Annotated in this window: 17 protein-coding genes; 11 read left to right on the top strand and 6 right to left on the bottom strand. The window is 65.1% G+C overall.

What is annotated here, in order from left to right; translation table 11 throughout:
• Together HTIA_RS12660 and glyA are read right to left on the bottom strand one after the other, a co-directional pair.
• A complete protein-coding gene (locus HTIA_RS12660; protein WP_008524124.1) occupies positions 1 to 894 on the bottom strand; it encodes a bifunctional methylenetetrahydrofolate dehydrogenase/methenyltetrahydrofolate cyclohydrolase in 894 nt (297 codons plus the stop codon).
• Positions 895 to 978: 84 nt separating this feature from the next.
• Positions 979 to 2,226 carry a serine hydroxymethyltransferase gene (gene glyA, locus HTIA_RS12655; protein ID WP_008524123.1) on the bottom strand — a complete coding sequence of 416 codons (1,248 nt, stop codon included), beginning with the start codon at positions 2,224 to 2,226 and terminating at the stop codon, positions 979 to 981.
• A 154-nt stretch (positions 2,227 to 2,380) separates the two neighbouring features.
• Between glyA and tbsP the strand changes: the two genes are divergently transcribed.
• Together tbsP and HTIA_RS12645 are read left to right on the top strand one after the other, a co-directional pair.
• On the top strand, positions 2,381 to 3,199 hold the full coding sequence (tbsP, locus tag HTIA_RS12650; protein WP_008524121.1) for a transcriptional regulator TbsP: 819 nt from the start codon (positions 2,381 to 2,383) through the stop codon (positions 3,197 to 3,199).
• Positions 3,200 to 3,236: 37 nt separating this feature from the next.
• The gene (locus HTIA_RS12645; RefSeq protein ID WP_008524116.1) at positions 3,237 to 4,949 is read left to right on the top strand and encodes a YcaO-like family protein; all 1,713 of its coding nucleotides are present in this window, start codon (positions 3,237 to 3,239) and stop codon (positions 4,947 to 4,949) included.
• A gap of 26 nt (positions 4,950 to 4,975) precedes the next feature.
• Here the strand turns inward: HTIA_RS12645 and HTIA_RS12640 are convergent, their stop codons facing one another.
• Positions 4,976 to 6,127, bottom strand: a complete 1,152-nt coding sequence (locus HTIA_RS12640; protein WP_008524115.1) for a DUF63 family protein — start codon at positions 6,125 to 6,127, stop codon at positions 4,976 to 4,978.
• Between the two features lie 114 nt (positions 6,128 to 6,241).
• On the opposite strand from HTIA_RS12640, the gene HTIA_RS12635 reads away from it, so the two are divergent.
• A complete protein-coding gene (locus tag HTIA_RS12635) occupies positions 6,242 to 6,997 on the top strand; it encodes a hypothetical protein (protein ID WP_008524113.1) in 756 nt (251 codons plus the stop codon).
• A gap of 33 nt (positions 6,998 to 7,030) precedes the next feature.
• Here the strand turns inward: HTIA_RS12635 and HTIA_RS12630 are convergent, their stop codons facing one another.
• The 3 genes from HTIA_RS12630 to HTIA_RS12620 form a co-directional block, all read right to left on the bottom strand.
• Complete coding sequence (locus HTIA_RS12630; RefSeq protein WP_008524109.1) at positions 7,031 to 7,768, bottom strand: hypothetical protein; 738 nt, start codon at positions 7,766 to 7,768, stop codon at positions 7,031 to 7,033.
• An 87-nt stretch (positions 7,769 to 7,855) separates the two neighbouring features.
• Positions 7,856 to 8,689 (bottom strand): aldo/keto reductase, encoded by an 834-nt coding sequence (locus HTIA_RS12625; protein WP_008524107.1) that lies wholly within the window; start codon positions 8,687 to 8,689, stop codon positions 7,856 to 7,858.
• A 66-nt stretch (positions 8,690 to 8,755) separates the two neighbouring features.
• The gene (locus tag HTIA_RS12620; RefSeq protein WP_008524106.1) at positions 8,756 to 10,129 is read right to left on the bottom strand and encodes a geranylgeranyl reductase family protein; all 1,374 of its coding nucleotides are present in this window, start codon (positions 10,127 to 10,129) and stop codon (positions 8,756 to 8,758) included.
• A gap of 211 nt (positions 10,130 to 10,340) precedes the next feature.
• Between HTIA_RS12620 and HTIA_RS12615 the strand changes: the two genes are divergently transcribed.
• The 8 genes from HTIA_RS12615 to HTIA_RS12580 all read left to right on the top strand — a co-directional run bounded on the left by HTIA_RS12615 (position 10,341) and on the right by HTIA_RS12580 (position 19,122).
• Positions 10,341 to 11,597 (top strand): hypothetical protein, encoded by a 1,257-nt coding sequence (locus tag HTIA_RS12615; protein ID WP_008524104.1) that lies wholly within the window; start codon positions 10,341 to 10,343, stop codon positions 11,595 to 11,597.
• A gap of 72 nt (positions 11,598 to 11,669) precedes the next feature.
• Positions 11,670 to 12,596 (top strand): polyprenyl synthetase family protein, encoded by a 927-nt coding sequence (locus HTIA_RS12610; RefSeq protein WP_008524101.1) that lies wholly within the window; start codon positions 11,670 to 11,672, stop codon positions 12,594 to 12,596.
• 76 nt (positions 12,597 to 12,672) lie between these two features.
• Positions 12,673 to 13,149, top strand: a complete 477-nt coding sequence (locus tag HTIA_RS12605; RefSeq protein WP_008524100.1) for a hypothetical protein — start codon at positions 12,673 to 12,675, stop codon at positions 13,147 to 13,149.
• 1 nt (position 13,150) lies between these two features.
• Positions 13,151 to 13,639 (top strand): hypothetical protein, encoded by a 489-nt coding sequence (locus HTIA_RS12600; protein WP_008524098.1) that lies wholly within the window; start codon positions 13,151 to 13,153, stop codon positions 13,637 to 13,639.
• An 83-nt stretch (positions 13,640 to 13,722) separates the two neighbouring features.
• Positions 13,723 to 15,267, top strand: coding sequence for a hypothetical protein (locus HTIA_RS12595; protein ID WP_008524096.1), 1,545 nt, complete (start codon positions 13,723 to 13,725; stop codon positions 15,265 to 15,267).
• A gap of 84 nt (positions 15,268 to 15,351) precedes the next feature.
• Complete coding sequence (locus HTIA_RS12590; RefSeq protein WP_008524094.1) at positions 15,352 to 16,623, top strand: geranylgeranylglyceryl/heptaprenylglyceryl phosphate synthase; 1,272 nt, start codon at positions 15,352 to 15,354, stop codon at positions 16,621 to 16,623.
• A 145-nt stretch (positions 16,624 to 16,768) separates the two neighbouring features.
• Positions 16,769 to 17,731 (top strand): L-lactate dehydrogenase, encoded by a 963-nt coding sequence (locus HTIA_RS12585; protein ID WP_008524093.1) that lies wholly within the window; start codon positions 16,769 to 16,771, stop codon positions 17,729 to 17,731.
• Between the two features lie 47 nt (positions 17,732 to 17,778).
• Positions 17,779 to 19,122: a hemolysin family protein gene (locus HTIA_RS12580; RefSeq protein WP_020936425.1), complete on the top strand. Its 1,344-nt coding sequence runs from the start codon at positions 17,779 to 17,781 to the stop codon at positions 19,120 to 19,122.
• Positions 19,123 to 19,127 lie beyond the last annotated feature (5 nt).

Raw genomic sequence — 19,127 nt, 5'->3', positions numbered from 1 at the left:
TCAGGGGAGCGTCACGTCGACGTTGTGCTGAAGGCCAGTCGCCTTGACGGTATTATACAGCAACATTGCCCGCGTCATCGGCCCGACGCCGCCTGGGACCGGCGTGATCGCGTTTGCCTTCTCTTTTGCACTCTCGAAATCGACGTCGCCGACGAGCTCGTAGCCCTTCTCCGTATCCGCATCGACGCGGTTGATCCCGACGTCGATTACCGTCACGCCGTCGGTGAGCATGTCGCCGTCGATCATCTCGGGGACGCCCGCCGCCGCAACCACGATGTCCGCCTCGCGGGTCTTCGCCGCGAGGTCGTCGGTCCGGGAGTGACAGACTGTCACGGTCGCGTTGCCGCCCTCGGCCTTCTGGACGAGCAAGTTCGCCATCGGCTTGCCGACGATGTCCGACCGGCCGACGACGACAGCGTCTTTCCCCTCGGGATCGACACCGGCGTCCTCGAGAAGCTTCTGGATGCCGTGGGGTGTACAGGGCTTGTACCGGGCGTCACCCGCCACCAGCCGACCCACGTTCTCGGGATGAAAGCCGTCGACGTCCTTTGCGGGGTCGATCCGGCGAAGGACCGACTGCTTATCGACGTGATCCGGGACCGGCATCTGGACGAGAATACCGTTGACGTTTTCGTCGTCGTTGAGCCGGTCGATCTCGTCGAACAACTCCTCGGCGGGCGCGTCGGGATCGATCTCGACGTCGATCGCCTCGATGCCGACCTCCGCGCAGTCGTCCTGTTTCATCGAGACGTAGGTCTCGCTGGCCGGATCGTCGCTCATCAGCACGGTCGCCAGCGTCGGTGTCACGTCCGCGTCTTCGAGTTCGTCGATCGCTTCACTGAGGTCGTCCCGGATCGACTGTGCCACTCTGTTCCCGTCGATAATCTCGGTCATCGAGTAGGTGAGCGTCCGCATGCCTCTTGAACGTCCCGACTGCCGATGTTTTCACGAGAAAATTTACGTAAAATGGTCGATTCGCTACGCGTACAGCGGATACTCGTCGGTGAGTTCCTCGACCCGTTCGCTCACGTTCTCGATGACACGCTCGTCCTCGGGGGCGTCGACGACCTCGTAGATCAGGTCGGCGACTTCCCGCGTCGCCTCCTCGTCGAAGCCGCGGGTCGTCAACCCGGGCGTGCCGGCGCGGATGCCCGAGGGGTTGAACGCCGAGCGGGACTCGCCGGGGACCGTGTTGGCGTTGAGGACGATCCCGGCGTTTTCGAGGGCATCCTCGACGTCCTTGCCCGGTGTGTCCGGATGTGAGGGACGGAGATCGACGAGAACGAGGTGGTTGTCGGTGCCGCCGGAGACGAGTTCGAGGCCGTGTTCCTGCAGACGGTCGGCGAGTGCGTTCGCGTTGTCGACCGTTTGCTGGGCGTACTCCCCGAACTCGGGGTCGAGTGCCTCACCGAAGCCGACAGCCTTGCCCGCGATATTGTGCATCAGCGGGCCGCCCTGCATGCCAGGGAAGACGGCCGAGTCGACGTCGTCGGCGTATTCCTCGTCACACATGATGATACCGCCCCGGCCGGCCCGGATGGTCTTGTGGGTCGACCCGGTCACGAAGTCGGCGACGCCGACCGGCGAGGAGTGGACACCCGCCGCGACCAGGCCGGTGATGTGGGCGATGTCCGCGAGGTGGTAGGCGTCGACGTCGTCGGCGACAGCCTGGATCGTCTCCCACTCGACCTCGCGCGGATACGCCGAGTACCCCGAGACGATGATGTCTGGGTCGAAGTCCGCGGCCGTCTCAGCGAGGCCCTCGTAGTCGATGTAGCCCGTCTCGGCGTCGACCTCGTACTGTTCGACCTCGTAGACCTGGCCGGCGAAGTTCGCCGGATGGCCGTGAGAGAGGTGGCCGCCGTGAGTCAGATCCAGCGAAAGGATCTTGTCGCCGGGTTCGAGAACGGCCAGGTAGACGCCCATGTTGGCCTGGCTGCCCGAGTGGGGCTGGACGTTGACGTGGTCGGCCCCCCACAGCTCCTTCGCGCGCTCGATCGCGAGTTCCTCGACCTCGTCGGCGTACTCACAGCCGGCGTAGTAGCGCTTGCCGGGATACCCTTCGGCGTAGATGTTCGTCAGCGTCGAGCCCTGCGCGTCGAGGACGGCTTCGCTGACGTGGTTCTCGCTTGCGATCATCGCGAGGGTGTCTTCCTGTCTGTCGCGCTCGCCAACTAGCGCGTCGGCGACGGCCGGGTCCGTCTCGCGGACGCTCTCTAAGTCCATATGTCACCTCTGCAGTCCCGTCTTGAATAATCTATCTTTCGACGCCGAATCTCTCCCGACCGACGCAAATGTTCGTCCGCTTGCGGCCTTTGATGAACAGTATATCTCACCGTCGATAACCTTAAATATTAGTGGTGTCAACTACCTTGCAGTCATGACAGCAGAAAATCTCATTGTTCCCGACGTCGCTGACGTCCTCGAAGAAACAGTGCCGACCGATGGAGACGTTTACGTCGTCAACCCTTCCCGGGAGACCATCGTGGCGCTCGTCGCCACCCTCGAAGACCTCGACTCGCCGCCGGTCGTTCGGCTGCTCGCGCCCGAACGCCCGCTCAAGGACGTCATGGACGACTTCCTCGTGGCAAGTACCGCCGCCGACCTGATCGAGGCAGGTACCCTGTTTTTGCGGGTCCTGGACGACCGCCCGGTCAACTCCCTGGTCGTGACCGACGACGCCGTCGTCTCGCTCGTGACCGCGAGCGACGCGACCGCCGGACTGTCGACCGCAGACGAGGCGTTCGTCGCCGAGACGGTTGCCTTCTACGACGAGATGTGGGAGACGGCTGGCGAGTTCACGCTCCGAACGCCACCGCTGTCGCGCGTTCGTTCGACGCTTGCCACAGAGATCAGCGAGGAGGCACAGACTGACTTCGACGCCGTGCTCGATTCGGTCTCGTCTGCCAGCGGTGACGGAGACGACCTCGACGAAGTGACGATCAGCCTTCTGGTGGCCGCTCGGAACCACGAATTGCTCTACGACATCAGCAAGTGGGGCGAGGACGTCGGCCTGGCGAGCAAGGCGACGTTCTCCCGGACGAAGACCCAACTCGAAGACCAGGGACTGCTCGACACCGAGAAAGTCCCGATCGACGTCGGTCGACCACGGCTACGGCTGTTACTCGGCGACGAGCGGCTCCAGGACGCGGCCGCGGACGAACTCGTCGACGTCGCTCTCGACCTGGTCGAGAACTAGCGCGACCTTTTTGCCCGTCGGGCATCCACGAGGGAGCATGACTGTTGGTCTCGTGGGTTCCGGGCCGGCGGCCGAAGCGGTCGAATCGGCGCTCGCAGACGTCGGAGAGAACGTGACGACGGCTGCGCCCGACGCAATCGGCGAATTCGAACTCGGCGTCGTCGTCGACGTGGCCGGCGCGAACGCGTTCGAGCGCGCGAACGAGCACGCCCTGACGACCGGAGCAGCCTGGATCGCGGTCGAACTCGGCGGGGTCGGTGGTGTTCCAGTCGTCGACGCCGCGATCACGGGGTTCGGTCCGGAGACAGCCTGCTATTCGTGTCTTCGCAAGCGCGTCCGCGCGAACGTCGACCCGACCGAGAAGCCGACCGAAGCGCCGCCGCCGACGACTGCCCGGTTCGCCGGTGCGATCGCCGGCCGGGCGGCGGCGAGTACGCTCGACCCATCGGTCGAGGGGCCCGATATCTTCGGGTTCGTGACGGAGATTCCCGACGCGACACGGCAACTGCTCCCCGTCCCCCACTGTACGTGTGGGTCTGACACCTCCCGAGCAATCGAGCAAACGACGGCAGATCGCGACCTGGAGACGACGATCGCGATGGCCGAGGCCGGACTCGACGACCGGGTCGGAATCGTCCAGGAAGTCGGCGAGATCGAGTCGTTTCCGGCCCCGTACTATCTCGCCCGGAACGGCGACACCGCGGGGTTCAGCGACGTCTCCTCGACCGGGCCGGCCGCGGGCGTCGACGTCGACTGGAACGCCGCGCTGATGAAGGCCCTCGGGGAAGCCTACGAGCGATACAGCGCCGGCGTCTATCGGGCGGAGAACTTCACAACGGCGGCCGTCGACGAACTGGACAATCCCGTCGCGCCGTCGTCGTTCGTGACGCCGGAGCCTCCGGAGGACGGCCCTTACGACTGGATCGAGGGTGAGAATCTGGCGAGTGGCCAGCCTGTTCAGGTTCCGGCGTCGGTGACCGTCTATCCCCCCGCCGGCGACCGGTTCCGGCCCGCGACCACGTCCGGACTCGGGTTCGGTAACGCGACGGTCGAGGCGTTGCTGTCAGGACTGTACGAGGTGATCGAGCGCGACGCGGCGATGCTGTCGTGGTATTCGACGTTCGAGCCACTCGAGCTGTCCGTCGAGGACGAGCGCTTCGAAACATTGGCTCGGCGGGTGCGGACGGAAGGGCTGTCGGTCACGCCGCTCCTCCTCACCCAGGACGTCGACGTCCCGGTCGTCGCCGTCGCCGTCCACCGGGAAGGCGGCGAGTGGCCGCGCTTCGCTCTGGGATCGGGCGCACATCTCGATCCCGCGGCGGCCGCCCGGTCGGCGCTCGCCGAGGCGGTCCAGAACTGGTTCGAACTCCGTCAGATGGGGCGGGAGGGAGCCGCGGACGCCGGCGGCGCGATCGGGGAGTACGCCGCATTCCCGGACGCTGTCGAAACATTCGTCGACGCCGACGGCGCTGTGTCGGCGGCTGACGTCGCACCTGACGTGGCCATCGAAGGGGCCGAAGCCCTGTCGGCTGTCGTCGAGCGAGTTGCCGACGCGGATCTCACGCCGTACGCCGTCCGACTCACACCGAGGGACGTCGAGGCGATGGGCTTCGAGGCTGTCCGGGTGCTCGTGCCGGACGCACAGCCGCTGTTCCTCGGCGAGCCGTACTTCGGCGACCGCCTCGAAGCCGTCTCGGACCGTCTCGGATTCGAGGCACGGCCGGACCGGGCGTTTCATCCGTTCCCCTGAAAATCGACGTCGCCGGCCGAAAGCGCTTAGATACCGAACGCGGCCCGGAGCATGTCCCGCGTCCCCGGCCCGAGCCCGACGGCAGTGACGCCGACCAGGAGGACGTAGCTGTACCGTGGATTCTCCTCGATAAACGCCTCGTTGAACAGCCAGACGATGGCGACGGCGACCCCGAGTTTCACGAGCAGGAACGGCCACGCGCTCCCGATCGCCTCGAAGACGGCCGCCGGCAGGACGGCTTCGGTCACGTTCATGATGATCTCGTTGGCCGGGTGCTTGGGGTAATACGAGACGGGGAGGGCAAGCACGTCCGCCCAGTCGGTGATGAGGACGTTCGCGACGCCGTCGATCGCGTGCGCCCAGATGACGAGCAGGCCGACGTAGCCCGTCCCGCTGTTTATCTCGGGGTAGAAGCGGTCCGCGAGCGCGTAGACGCCGTAGGCCAGCACCGTCGCGAGTCCGACGATGATGAGCAGGACGTGCGGGAGGAAAGCGACGTGTTCGACGGTGAGCCCGAGGACGACCAGGTAGCCGAGGGTGATCGCGAGTGCGACGCCCCCGACCGTCCCGAGCGTCCGGTCGGCCGAATCGACGACGCCCCGATCGGCCAGTCGCAGGCTGCCGACGAGGGCGGCGATCGCGATCCCGAAGACGGTAAAGTAGATGATCGGGCTGATGAACAGCGTGTTGAACGGGTAGGAGATGACCGGCTCGACGCCGGCGTCGACGGCCGCGTCGGTCGCGTCTTCGAGGACCCGGAGCGCGCCGCCGAACAGCATGAACGGGAACAGCGCGTAGAAGAACGCCTTGTCGAGGTCGATGTCGAGATTCGATAGCAAGAGGTAGACGCCGATCAGGAAGAACAGCCCGACGATCATGTAGCCTGCCTCCGAGACGAGTGTATAGCCCGGCTCGGCGACGATATGGCCCTGCTGGGCCGCAATCCCGCAGTTCTCGGCGAAACCGCTACCGCCCAGCAGCGTCTCGCCGCCCGCCTTGATCGCACACCCGGCGTTGTAGGCGTCGGCGTACACCGGCCCCCAGAAGTACTGCCAGATGAACTCGTCCCAGACCGTGCGTGTGAACGCGATCGACCCGCCGACCACCGCGACGACGCCGGCCGCGAACACCGCGAGCCACGCACGTCCCGGCGTGAGATCGAACCCAGTCTCGTCCATGTTCACCCAGCCGTCAGCCGTCGTGGTTAGCGTTTCGGTCGCGGATGCCGGTCGCCAGTCACCTCCTCCCGGTTCGGCGCGAACGCTTTTGGCGATTGCCTGCAACGTCGATATATGGACGCGACGGTCATCGGCGATCTCGTCGCCCCGGCACGACGCAGCGACGGCCTCGCGTATCGCGTCGCCGGCGACCCGGCGCGATCACACACCGACGACAGCGTCTGTACGTCGACCTGGAAGACGGCGAACCTCCTCCGTCTGTACGGCGTCCACGAAGGATCCGAGGTCGGGATTGTCGACGCACCGAAACACCCCGACTTCGATCCCGGGACGACTCCGTCACGGGCGGACGGAACGCCGGTTCCCGAGGTCGTCTTCACGTTTCTCGGGGCGGCGTTGCTCGGCGCGACCGTGCGGTTCGATCCGCCCCGAAATTGCGCCGTCGACGCGCTCGTCGGGCCGGCCGCCTGGATGGACGCCTACGAACCGGGAGCGGCGTGTACGACGATCGCCTACGGCGGGCCGCCCGAGGACCCCGACGTCGTCCACTTCGAGTCGGAAGTCTGGAGCGAGACACCGATCGCGCCGCCCGAGACGGTCGAACCGGACGCCACCGTCCTCACGACCGGCGAGAATTCCGTCGATCACCGGAGGCTGCTCCAGGCGGCCGAGACCTTCGTCGATCGCCAGAACCTGGCGGCTGGCGACACCGTCACACCGGACGCCCCGCTCTCCGAGCCGGGGTCCGTCGTCGGAGGCATTCTCGCGCCGCTGGTCGCGGGCGGGACGATACAGGTCGGCGGCGAGGCGACGGTCACGATCGGCGGGGGTGGGGTCGATCCGGAGTCGGTTCGCGTTGGGACTCAGTAACGGGAGGAGCGAAGGGCAGGTCCGGAGGTCAACTCAGCGGCCGGGTCGGACGTAGTTCGCCAGCGTGACGACGGTTCCCACCAGCCACCCGACGGGGATCGAGATGGCGAACCACATGGCTGCGTGGGCGATTCCCCGAAGGTCGTAGGACCGCCGGAGACGCTGGTTGATGTTGTAGACGTCGAGCAGATTGTCGTTGATCCAGCGGGCGATGGCCGTACTCCGGGAGAAGACCGTCTCGGCGAGCGTCGGCGAGTACAGCGCGGCGACGACCGGCGGGAGCAGAAGTGCGGTCACGCCGAAGGGGTAGGCAAAGACGACAGTCGTGAGTCGTCCGCCGACACGGGAGAAGGCGTAGGCGAGGAGGCCGGCGACGACGGCGACGACGCTTGCCGCCAGGACGGCGATGAACCCGCTCGTCGAGAACTGGTATCTCGCGAACGCGCTCAATGCCCCCCAGAGCACGACCAGCACGACGAACACCCCGATGGCACCGATCCGGGCCGCCGCGAGGTCGATGCGACTGGTCTGGGCTCGGAAGACGTACCCGAGCAACACCAGCGGGTAGAGGATCCCGACGAGGAGCGCGCCGAGCGCCCCCCACAGCCGATAGGCGATCCAGCCAGTCTGGGTGTTGGGCGTCCACTTTCCGAGGACGGTGTCTGCCGCGTCCCGCTGGCGTGGGTAAACGATCTCCATCCAGGTCTCGTGGAGCCGCTGTAAGTCGATACGAATCCCGGCGACGATTCCCGACGCAGTCCCGCCCGACATGTATCCGGAGTTGGGTACGAGGGCGTATAATTGCTACGAGCCCCGTTCGTCGTCACCCCCGAGACGGCACCGAGTGTTCGAGGCCAGTTACCAGGAGTCCGGGGCCCAGTCAGGATGGATCTGGCGGTCAGTCCGATCGATGTCGTCGATTGTGGCGACGTCCTCGGCGTCGAGATCGAGGCCGACGCTCTCGAAGTTGTCCCGGATGTGGGCCTCGCTGGTCGCTTTCGGGATCGCGGTGACCCCCTTCTCGCGCAACCAGGCCAGGCTGACCTGAGCGACGCTGGCGTCGTGTTTCTCGGCGATTTCGGCGAGCGTCTCGTCGTCGAGAACGGTGCCTCGCCCGAGCGGCGAGTACGCGACGAGATTGAGGTCGGTCTCCGCGGCGAACGCCCGGAGTTCCGCCTGCTCGAGATAGGGGTGCATCTCGACCTGGTTGGCGTAAAGCGGCGATTCGAGCACGTCTCGGGCGCGCTCGATCTGGTCTGGCGTGAAGTTGCTCACGCCGACGCGGTCGATCACACCGCGATCGACCAGTTCGTCGAAGGCCGGCAGGGTCTCCTCGGGTTCGTAGGCGTGGGAGGGCCAGTGGATGTACAGGAGGTCGATCGTCTCGACGCCGAGCCGGTCGGCGCTCCGTTCGGCGCTCTCGATGACGTCGTCGTACGCGAGGTCGCCGGCCCAGACCTTCGTCGCGACGAAGACGTCCTCGCGCGGGACGTCGGCAGCGGCGATCCCATCGCCGACGGCATCTTCGTTGTGGTAGGCTTTCGCCGTGTCGACGTGGCGATACCCCATCTCCAGCGCGGTCGCGACGCTGTCGGCACACTGCTCAGGATCCTCGTTCTCCCAGGTTCCGAGCCCGAGCATCGGCATGTCACCGAGGCGTGGCACGTCGTCGGCTGTCGGCTGTGATGTCATCGAGTCCAGGTAGACAGCACGGCGAAAAAAGGGTGCGGATCCAGGTCCGGAACCCCGCCCGGACGATCAGTACTTCGGATCCGCCCCGAACTCGGCGTAGAAGTCCTCCATGAAGGCGTCTCGCCGCTCGCGCCAGTCCCCGAACCCGTCGGGTGCGGTCGGGTACTCGTCGTAGATCTCTTTGAGCTCCGAGGCGCGCTGGTTGACCTTGTACGCGTCGTACAGCGTGCCCCAGTGACCGAACGTCTGGACCATCGTCTTGAGCTTCAGGCCCCACCCCATCGAGGAGGTTCCACTGCGACCCAGGATGTCGATGAGTTGCTGGGCGGGCATCGCCGAGATGACGTCGGCGATATCGTCGACCGTGAGCGTCGTCCCGAAGATGTTGTACAGATCCATCGCCGCGAAGCGCTTCCCGAAGTCCGTCAGCACGCGGTGGTTGTACTCCCACAGCGCGTCCTCGCTGAGGTCACCCTCGGCGATGGCGTCGCCGGCGACCTCGGCCGCCCAGTGGCCGGCTTTCGCCGCGCCAGGGATCCCACCGCCGGTGGTCGGGTTGACGTGGCCGGCCGCGTCACCAACGGCGATGAATCCGGGGGCAGTCCCCGAGTCGTAGGGGCGGCGAGTCGGCAACGCCGCGCCGAGTTTGTCCTTGACCTCGGCGTTTTCGAACTCTTCGCGGTCTTCGAGATCGTCGCGGAGTTCGTCGACGAGTTCCATCGGTTCCTGGTCCATCTGGAAACCGAGTCCAACGTTGATCTCCGTCGCGGTCCGCGGGAAGTACCAGAGGTAACCCAGCTCTTCGGTGGGTTTGAACACGATGGCGTCGTCGTACTCGACAGGCTCCTCGACTTCGAGGACCTCCCGATAGGCCGAGCAGAACTGCTGGAAGTTGACGTTCGTATCGAAGGTCGCGTCGGCGAGGTCGGCCTTGTCCTGTAAGATCGAGAGTGCGCCAGCGGCGTCGATGACGACCTCGGCGTCGTAGCGTTTTTGGTCGCCTTTCCGGGTCGCGGTTACTCCCTCGATCTGACCGTCCTCAGCCTGGAGCACGTCCTGTACGACCGTATCGAAGTGTAACTCCGCGCCGACGCGGTCGGCCTCCTCGAGCAACACTTCGCCGTAGCGCTTCCGGTCGACGATCGCTCCCGAACCCGTCTCGAAGGGATATTCGATCGTCCCGCCGTCCGGTACTTCGAAGACGGCCCGCTGGATGTTCTCGTTCGTGAACGCCTCCTCACGTAAGTAATCGAGATCGATCACCTCCGGGAACGTACTCTTGCCTTTGATGGCGTCGCCACACGCGATGTGGCCCGCTTCGTCCTCGCTCTTTCGCTCCAGGAGAACGACATCGAGGTCTTGCTGGGCGGCGCTGGCGGCCGCGAACGCCCCGGCCGTCCCACCGCCGACGACGACGATGTCGTACGCGTCTGTCGACATTGACCGTGGGTAAACCTGGCGCTCACAAAAAACTGCCGTGTAGCGGCAGGAAGAGAGGGTTACTTCTACACCGAGATCCGTTCAAAATCCGTCGCCGTGGTGAAATTCATCCACAGGGCAGAGGCTGGGACGAAAGGATCATAATCACACCGGCCGGAAACCCGTCAATGCGCCGGCGACGATCGGACCGGGTTCCAACGGTGATCTCGCGATGAAGACGACACTTCCCAGGCGACTCGCCGGCTGGCTGGCTGAGCGTGACCCGATCCCGACGACGGGGCAGGCTGTCCTGAGCTATTACGCTGATTCCGGCGTGTTCGATCGGGAGAGTATCCAGCTCAAGCGTATCGTCGATCAGCGGACCGAAGCGATGATCGAGGACGCGTTCGGACCGGTCGAAACGGCCATCGCTGCGGACTTCGACGTCGATCCTGCCGAAGTCGCGTTCAGCTACGACACCAAACTGACGATGCCGGCCGAGTTGACGCTCGGACAGATCTACCGGACGGCGAGACGACGCGCCGACGACGGTGCCGACCCTGTGGCGTTGAGCATGTGGGCCGACGGCGTTCCCGACGACGATCTGGCCGAGAACGACGCGGCTGGCCCCGTTAGCTTTCGACGCGCGATCACCGACGAGCAGTGGCAGACTGGACCGTCCTCACCCCAGGACCTCGTCGACGGTGGGGACTACCTCACCCGACTGGTGCTGGCAGCGTTGATCGACGGCGACATGCGCGACGCGATCAACGACGCCGAGTTCGACGACTTCGCCGTCGGATTCGAGGTCACGCCCGAGGAGCGTCGCCGTGTCGCCGAGATCGCCCAGGAGACCTTAGCGTCGGAACTCGAAGCGACTTTCGAGCGGTTGCCCGCGGACGTCAGGAACATTTACGAGTGGGCCGTCGACCTCTCGGAACGCCATCAGGACCGCGACCCGCACTTCCGGGACCTCTTCGAAGCCGCACGCGACGGGGACCAGGCGGCGCGCGAGCAGATACGGACGGAGTACCGCGACGCGTCGCTGTCTGCATTCGACACGGAGATCACGCTCTTCGAAGACGTCGAGACGTTGCCGTATCTCAAGACCCAGTACGCCCGCGTCGGCGTGATCTACGACGGGATGATCGAGATGTACCGCCGCGCAGGCCTCCCCGTCGACGAGGCGTTCAAGCGCTCGATCGTGCTGGCGATCATCGGGGCACAGATCTGGCTCGACGACCTCGACGACTACGCCGACGACCGTCTCGAGGGCCAACTCACGCCCGTCACTGCCGAGTACGTCCTCGCCGACGATCCCACGACAGCCTACAATCAGGTCGTCGCGATCAGCGAGCAGTATTTCGATCTCGCCGAGCAGTTCGCGACCGAGACTGACTCGCCGCTGACCGGCATCGCCACCGAGTACATCTATCGCTCCGGCGATCCGGGTGTGTTACCCGGTGCCGCCGCCACCGACTCGGCGTAAACGCCACCGGCGCGAGACGCCGACGGTCACCGACCGAAAGACCGAGGTTCCCTGCGCTTGAGAGTGGAGGTAATGACTGACGAAGACGACGTCTTCGCGTGGCTGCAGGACGAGGTCAAACCGACGGTCGACGCTCGCATCCAGGAGTGGCTCGAGGAGTTCGAGTACGCCGAACGACTCTGGTATCCGGTCGCGACGGGTGGGAAGCGGATCCGGCCGGGGCTGGTGTTTCTGGTCTCGGAGATAGTCGATGTCCCACGGGAGGACGCCCTGGACATCGCCGCCGGGGTCGAACTCCTCCACAACTTCACGCTCGTCCACGACGACATCATCGACGGCGACGAGTACCGTCGTGGCGAGCCGACGCTGTGGGCCAAACACGGCGAGGGCAGCGCGATCAATCTCGGCGACATGATGTTCGCGAAGGCGATCCTGTGTTTCCCACCCGAGACCCGCGACCTGGCGCTCGATACCGTCATTACAGTCACTAACGGCGAGCAGATGGACATCGACTTCGCCGACCGCCGGGACATCACCGTCGAGGAGTACATGACAATGGTCCGACGCAAGACTGGTGCGCTGCTCGAACTCTGTGTCGACGCGCCGCTCGCGCTCGCCGAGACGGACCTCGACCTCGACGGATTCACGTCGCTGGGTCCCGCCTTCCAGATCCGCGACGACCTGCTCGACTTCCAGGAGGGCAAGGGCCGCGAGAAGATCGGCAACGACGTCCGGGCCGGCAAGCGGACGCTGATGGTGGTCCACGCCGACGACGACCGCGTCTACGACATCCTCGACAAACCCTTCGAGGAGACCACCGACGAGGACGTCCAGGAAGTCATGGAGATCCTGGAAGCCGAGGGAAGTATGGACTTCGCCGAACAGCAGATGAACGACCTCATCGACGAGGCACGCGCGGCTATCGCCGCTCTTCCGGACTCGCCGGGCCGGGAGAAACTCGAGGCGCTCGGGCGCTTCATCACCGAACGCGACGTCTGAGTTGTCGATTCGACGACCACCGGCCGAAATTCGGGGGAGCGGTGGCTTTATGTGATTCTGCCGGCGTGGATCGGGCATGCTTCCAGAGTTGCGGGAACTCTTCTGGGCGGTAGCCGGGAATCTGGTGGTCGGATTCGGCGCGGGAACCGCGACGCTGTCGGCGTTCTCGCCGTCGCTCCCGTTGCTCGACGGGTCGAACCCGGCGATCAGGGTCGGCGTCGTCTCGATCGGGTTCGCGTTCTTCTTCGCCGGGTATCACCTCACGCAGGTCGGGACCTACCTCGATCCCGACGAGTCGTTCGCCTCGGCGTTCGTGCCGGTTCCAGACGACCAGCCGCACGAACTCGGCGCGACTGACTCGGGTGGTGTCGACGGCGTACTCCTGGCCCGCGGCGGGTTCGTCCTCGTCGGCGTCGTCGGGCTCGGCGCGGGGATGCGGTTGTTCGCGCTCACGATCCAGTCCTGGGACGCGACCCTCGGCGTCGCCGCGGGTGTGGTCTGTATCGGCGGGTACATCTTCGGCCACATCGGGATCAACGGGGTGACGCTCTGAGATGGCACGCCAGTCCCAGTCGACCGATTCACCGATCGCACGCGTCGGAAGCGCTGTCGGCCTGATCCTCGGGTTGGCGATCACGGCCGGGTCGATGTCCTCGGGCTTCATCTGGGCCAGCCAGGGCGAGGTGCTGCTGGTCTACGTCGCCGGGTTCACGTCCTGGTCGGGCTATCTCGTCGCTCACTACGCCGAGGAGGGCGTCTTCGTCGACGACATGGGGGAAAGCACGGACGCCCCGACGATGAACGGGGCCGCCGACACGGGCGGCCAGGGAGCCGGTGGCGTCCTCGGGCAACTTCGGGCGATCCTGCCGGATGGCCCCGCCGCCTTCGGCTTTCTCGCCGGCATCGTGATCCTCGTCGCGGGAATCGCGATCCTGGCGTGGTACGTCCGGATGGAGAACCACCTGCTCGGCAACGTCGGTAGCGGCATGTTTCTCGGCGGGTACGTCCTCGCCCATTACTTCGACTCCGGGAAGTTCCTGTAGAGCTATCTATATTTCACAACCGGTGTACATCGGTTGGTTTATAGGAACTTTTTTCACATCGCACGCAGGATTGCCGGCTACGAATGGGCGAGGCGGACGTGACCGAAACCGCGACGACACGAGAGAACTGGCGGGCCGACCGGCCCGAAGACGACGAACTACTCGGATCGCTGTGGATTCGCTGGACCGATGGGGGTACCGACCTCCATCTCCACCGGATCTGTGAGATCGTCCCCCAGGTGACGCGAGGTGAGTCGTTCCCGTATCTCACAATCGAACCCGAGACGGGCGACCGACCGACGTTCGAGCGGGTCGAACGCGATTCAGACGGGGGCTATCGTGAAACCGGCGAGGAGGCCCAGTTCGCGTTCATCGACGGCGTCCCCCGACAACTCCTGCGACACACCCCGCTCGTGATTCTGGTGGCGACCGTGCTTCTCGCGGTCGGCGCGTGGGTTGACCCGTCCGTCGGCCCGATCACTGACCTCTTCCCGACGATCGCGGGACCCGACGCGGGGCTGTTCGCACTCTACATCGCCATCACGCCGGTGTTGCTGTGGTTGCTGTCGACGGTCGACGTGGTCGAGTACCGCGAATTTCCGTCGGCACTCGCCATCTACGGACTCGTCGGGGCCCTGGTGGCCGGCGTCGGAACGTCGGTATTTCTGACCGTCACCGCCGATCATCCCAGCGCAATCGATCCGAACGTGGTCTTCGTCTCGGGGTATCTCCTGCTGTTGCTCGTCGCCGGTCAGTTCCTCTACGAGGCGACGCTCCGGATCGAGCATCTCTTCGTGACGCTTGGCACGCGGACGAACGATATCGTCGGCGACGAACTGGCCTACCGGCACTTCCTGACGGACCTGCACGACAGCCTCCGACTGTCCGTCTACGGGCTCTCACCCTCCCGCGTGTTCGGCGTGCTCGTCGCCGCCCAGTTCGCCATCATCTGGTTGATCGGAAACGGCCCCCAGGAACTCGCCTACGGGCTCGGACTCGTCGTCAACACCACGCTCAACGCCGTCCTCGGCGTGGCCGCCTTCCAGTTTCTCGTCGTCGTCCGGTACTTCAACCGGTTGCTGAACGCAAACGGTGAGTACAGCGACGTCGATCTGACCTACGAGCCGTTCCACGTCGACGGCTACGGCGGCTTCCGTGACCTCGGCCGCTTCGCCATCCGGATCAACGTGATCCTCACGATGGCGGGGCTCTATCTGGTCTATCGGCTGTACGTCGTTGGCGGGCGAGCAATCCCGCCCGAAGGCGTCATGGCGATCGGCGACCCGCTGACGACGGCCGTCTGGCTCATCAGTTTCGTCGGTCCGGTCGTCGGCTACGCGCTCGGGGCCGGCGCGTGGGGCTATTACTCCTTCTGGTCGATGCACGCAAAGATGGTCCGGGACAAACATCGGATCGCCCGGAAGTACCAGGGCACGGCGCGTGAGGTCGACATCGACCGGACGCCAGCCGCGGGCGACCGCATTGACTCCTTCGAGAACTCCGAGGGCCCCGAGTGGGCGGCTCTCCAGGACGCACCGACCTGGCCGCTTGAGGTCAACAAGATGGCCAGTCTCCTTTCATCGAACGTCTTTCCGCTCCTGTTCCCGGTCTCGAACGTCCTGTTTTGACAGACGGCGTCGAACCTGTCGTCCGGACAGCCAGACAGTCGAGAGCGAGGGCTATATTAGCGGGGCGACCACAATCACCTATCAATGCCGAGTATCGACGATATCGCTACGACGTTCGAGTCGGCGACGCGAACGCTCTCGCTGGCCGGACGGACCGTCCTGCCCGTCGACACCAACCCGGTGCCGGCGGCGTGGGATCACGTCACGAAGATCGATCCGGAAGAAGACAAGAAGCTCCCGCTTTTGTTTCCGCTCTATCTCCAACACACCGGCGCGCTGGAGGTCGGCGGCTCGAAAGACGTCACGGGCCAGAATACCGAGGAAACCCTCGAACTCGTCGCCGGGCGGCCCCGTCCGGCCATCCAGGAACCGAGCGGCGTCCGGCAGGTCACCGAACGGACCCGCGAACAGGCCGATTACTTCGCCGTCCCACAGGTGCTCAACGGCGACACCGAGGCGATCGTCGGGACGCTGGGGTCCGGGATCGAGTATCTCCGGGAGGAACTCGGGCCGTCGTACCTCGAAGACAAACTCCCGATCCCGTTGGGAGACGGGCTCGAACGACGCATCGTCTCGCTGTTCTCGGCGTGGACGCTTCAGGAAGCCGTCTTCGAGGCGTACATCATCATGAACCTTGACAGCGCGGCCGCCCGGGAGGCCTCGGTGACGGAAGACGACCTCCTCAGTCCGCGAGCGGCCAAACAGCGCGCGATGGTCGCCGAGACAGTCCTCGAATCCGAGATCGTCTACCTGGAGTACTCCGGAACCTTCGGCGGCGAGGAGGCCGAAGCTATCCTCGAGGACGTATCTGAGGCGCTCTCGTGGTCGCGACTCTGGTACGGCGGCGGGCTCGACTCCCGAGAGAACGTCCAAGCCGTCCTCGAAGCCGGCGCTGATGCGGTCGTCGTCGGCAACGTCTTCCACGAGATCGCCGACGAAGAGGCCGAACTGTGTGCCGACGCCGTCGAGGAGCTATCGCCCGATGCGACGCGAAGCGACGTCGAAGACTGGGTCTCGACGGCGATCGACGTCGAGGAGTCCAGTGCCGCCGAGTACCTCTCGACGATCCCGTCGCTGTCGAACCCGACTGCCCGGGCGCGGGAGTACCTCGTCGCGACGATCGAGGCCACGTTGGCGTTCGAGGAGTTAGCGGGTGCACTCGAGGGCGAAGTCACGACCGCCGACGAACTCCAGACCGCACTCGACGACCGGGAACTTCCGGGTGAAGTCGAACTCGACAGCGTTCTCGACGGTGGGCCAGAGTCGTTCCCGCGAGAACTCGTCTTTGGACTGCTCGTCGACCGGCTGGACATAGACGCCGACCGACTCCCGGTCGAGCACATCAGCGTCGCTTGAATCACTGGGCGACCAGACGTCAGTAGCGTTCCCGGCACACGCTCACTACCGCAGGCGCTGTTTCTGGTGGCTGATGCGCTCGGCGACGACCGGCTCCGTCGTCCTGGCTCCGAATCTTTATGTCCGTCTGCCAACAAGCGGGCCCATGACAATATCGGAGCAAGCGATCAAGGGCAAAGTCGCGATCATCGGTGCGGGGGACGTCGGCGCGACGACGGCCTACGCGTTGATGATGAGTGGCTCGGTCTCCGAGATCGTGCTCGTCGACATCGATCACGAGAAGGCCGAGGGAGAGGCGATGGACCTGCGCCACGGAGCCTCGTTCGTCAAGCCCGTCGACATCTACGCCGGCGATTACGAAGACGCCCACGACGCCGACGTCGTGATCATCGCCGCCGGCGCGAGCCAGAAGCCCGGCGAGACTCGACTCGAGTTGCTCGGCCGCAACGTCGACATCTTCCACGACATGATCCCGCGGATCACCGACGGGCTCGCCGACGACGCTGTCCTCCTGGTAGTCGCCAATCCCGTCGACGTCCTCTCGTATGTCACCTGGAAAGTTTCCGGGTTGCCTCGCCACCGTGTCATCGGGACCGGCACCGTCCTCGACACGGCGCGGTTCCGGAACGTCCTGAGTGAGAACTGCAACATCGACGCCCGGAACGTCCACGCCTACGTCATCGGCGAGCACGGCGACGGTGAAGTCCTGGTCTGGAGCGCGACCCACATGGCCGGCGTCCCCTTCGACGATTACTGTCCGGTCTGTGACCTGGACTGTGACATGCAAAACCGCGAGGTGATCGCCGAGGAGGTCCGGGGTGCCGCCTACGAGATCATCGACCGGAAGGGCGCGACCTACTACGCGATCGGACTGGCGACGACCGAGATCGTCGAGAGTATCATCCGCGACGAGAACTCGATTCTGACGGTCTCGACCCTCTTGGACGGCCAGTACGGCCTCGAAGACGTTTACCTCAGTCTCCCCGCTGTCGTCAACCGCGGCGGGATTCGGCGCGTCGTCGATCTGGACCTCGACGAGCGCGAACGCGAGCAGTTCGTCGAATCCGGCGAGATGCTCAAAGAAGAGATCGGGAAGCTGGACATCTGATCGGGGACGGACCCCGACCTTTTCAGGACTCTCCCCCATCTCAGTGTATGTACACGCCTGGTACGGTTTCGATACTTGAGGGGCTGGTGGCGATGCTCGACGTGTCCCAGGGAACGATTACCGGTGTTGGTATCCTGGCTGTCGTGGTTCTCGTCGCGTTCTCGGCGTTTTTCGCGTCCTCTGAGATCGCTATCTTCTCGCTGGCCGACCATCGCATCGCGACGCTCGTCGAGGACGAGGTTGCCGGCGCGGAGACGCTCTCGACGCTGAAGGCTGACCCGCGCAGGCTACTGGTGACGATCCTCGTCGGGAACAACGTCGCCAACATCGGCATGTCCGCCATCACGACCGGACTCCTGGGGCTGTATTTCGACCCTGGCCAATCGGTGTTGATCGCTACCTTCGGTGTGACGTCGCTCGTATTGCTGTTCGGCGAGAGCGCACCGAAGTCCTACGCCGTCGAACACAGCCAGTCGTGGGCGCTCCGAATCGCCCGGCCCCTGCGTCTCATGCAACAACTCATGTATCCGCTCGTGGCGGTTTTCGACGTCCTGACCGACGGCGTGAATCGCCTCATGGGAAGCGAGGGGACCCTCGAGGAAGTCTACGTCACGCGATCGGAGGTCGAGGAGGTGATCACGGCTGGCCAGCGGGCCGGCGTCTTCACCGACGCCGAACACCAGATGCTCCAGCGCCTGCTGCGGTTTCACAACCGGATCGTCAAGGAGACGATGGTCCCCCGGCTGGACGTCGTCGCGATCGAAGTCGAGACGGACCTCGAGACGGCCATCGAGACGTGCCTGGAGCACGACCGCAACGAGTTGCCCGTCTACGAGGGCGTCCTCGATACAGTCGTCGGGACTGTCCACGTCCGGGACCTGGTCGACGCACAGTTTCGCGGCGAGACGGTGTCACTCCGCGCCGTCGCCAGCGAGCCCCACGTCGTCCCGGAAACGAAGGACGTCGACGAGTTGCTGACCGAGCTTCGCGAGAAGCGACGTCGCATGGCGATCGTCGTCGACGAGTACGGAACGACGTCCGGGATCGTCACTATCGAGGACATCGTCGAGGAGATTATCGGGGAGGTACTCACAGAGCAGGAGGCGACGCCGATCCGGTGGCTCGAAGACGACACCGCCATCGTGCGTGGTGAACTCAACGTCCACGAGGTCAACGAAGCGACCGGCACTGAACTCCCCGAAAGCGGCACCTTCGAGACGATTGCCGGTCTGATCATGGACCGAACCGGCCGTCTCGTCGACGAGGGCGACCGCGTGACCTACGACGGCGTGGTCCTCGTCGCCGAGACGGTCGCGAACAACCGAGTGCTGGAGGTTCGGGTCGATCTATCGAAGCGCGAAGACCAAAGCGGGGCCGCCAAAGACGCGTGACGATC

It is taken from the genome of Halorhabdus tiamatea SARL4B (assembly GCF_000470655.1).
GTDB lineage: Archaea > Halobacteriota > Halobacteria > Halobacteriales > Haloarculaceae > Halorhabdus > Halorhabdus tiamatea.
Note: the sequence above shows the minus strand (reverse complement) of the source record. Positions and strands in the feature narration are given on the sequence as shown.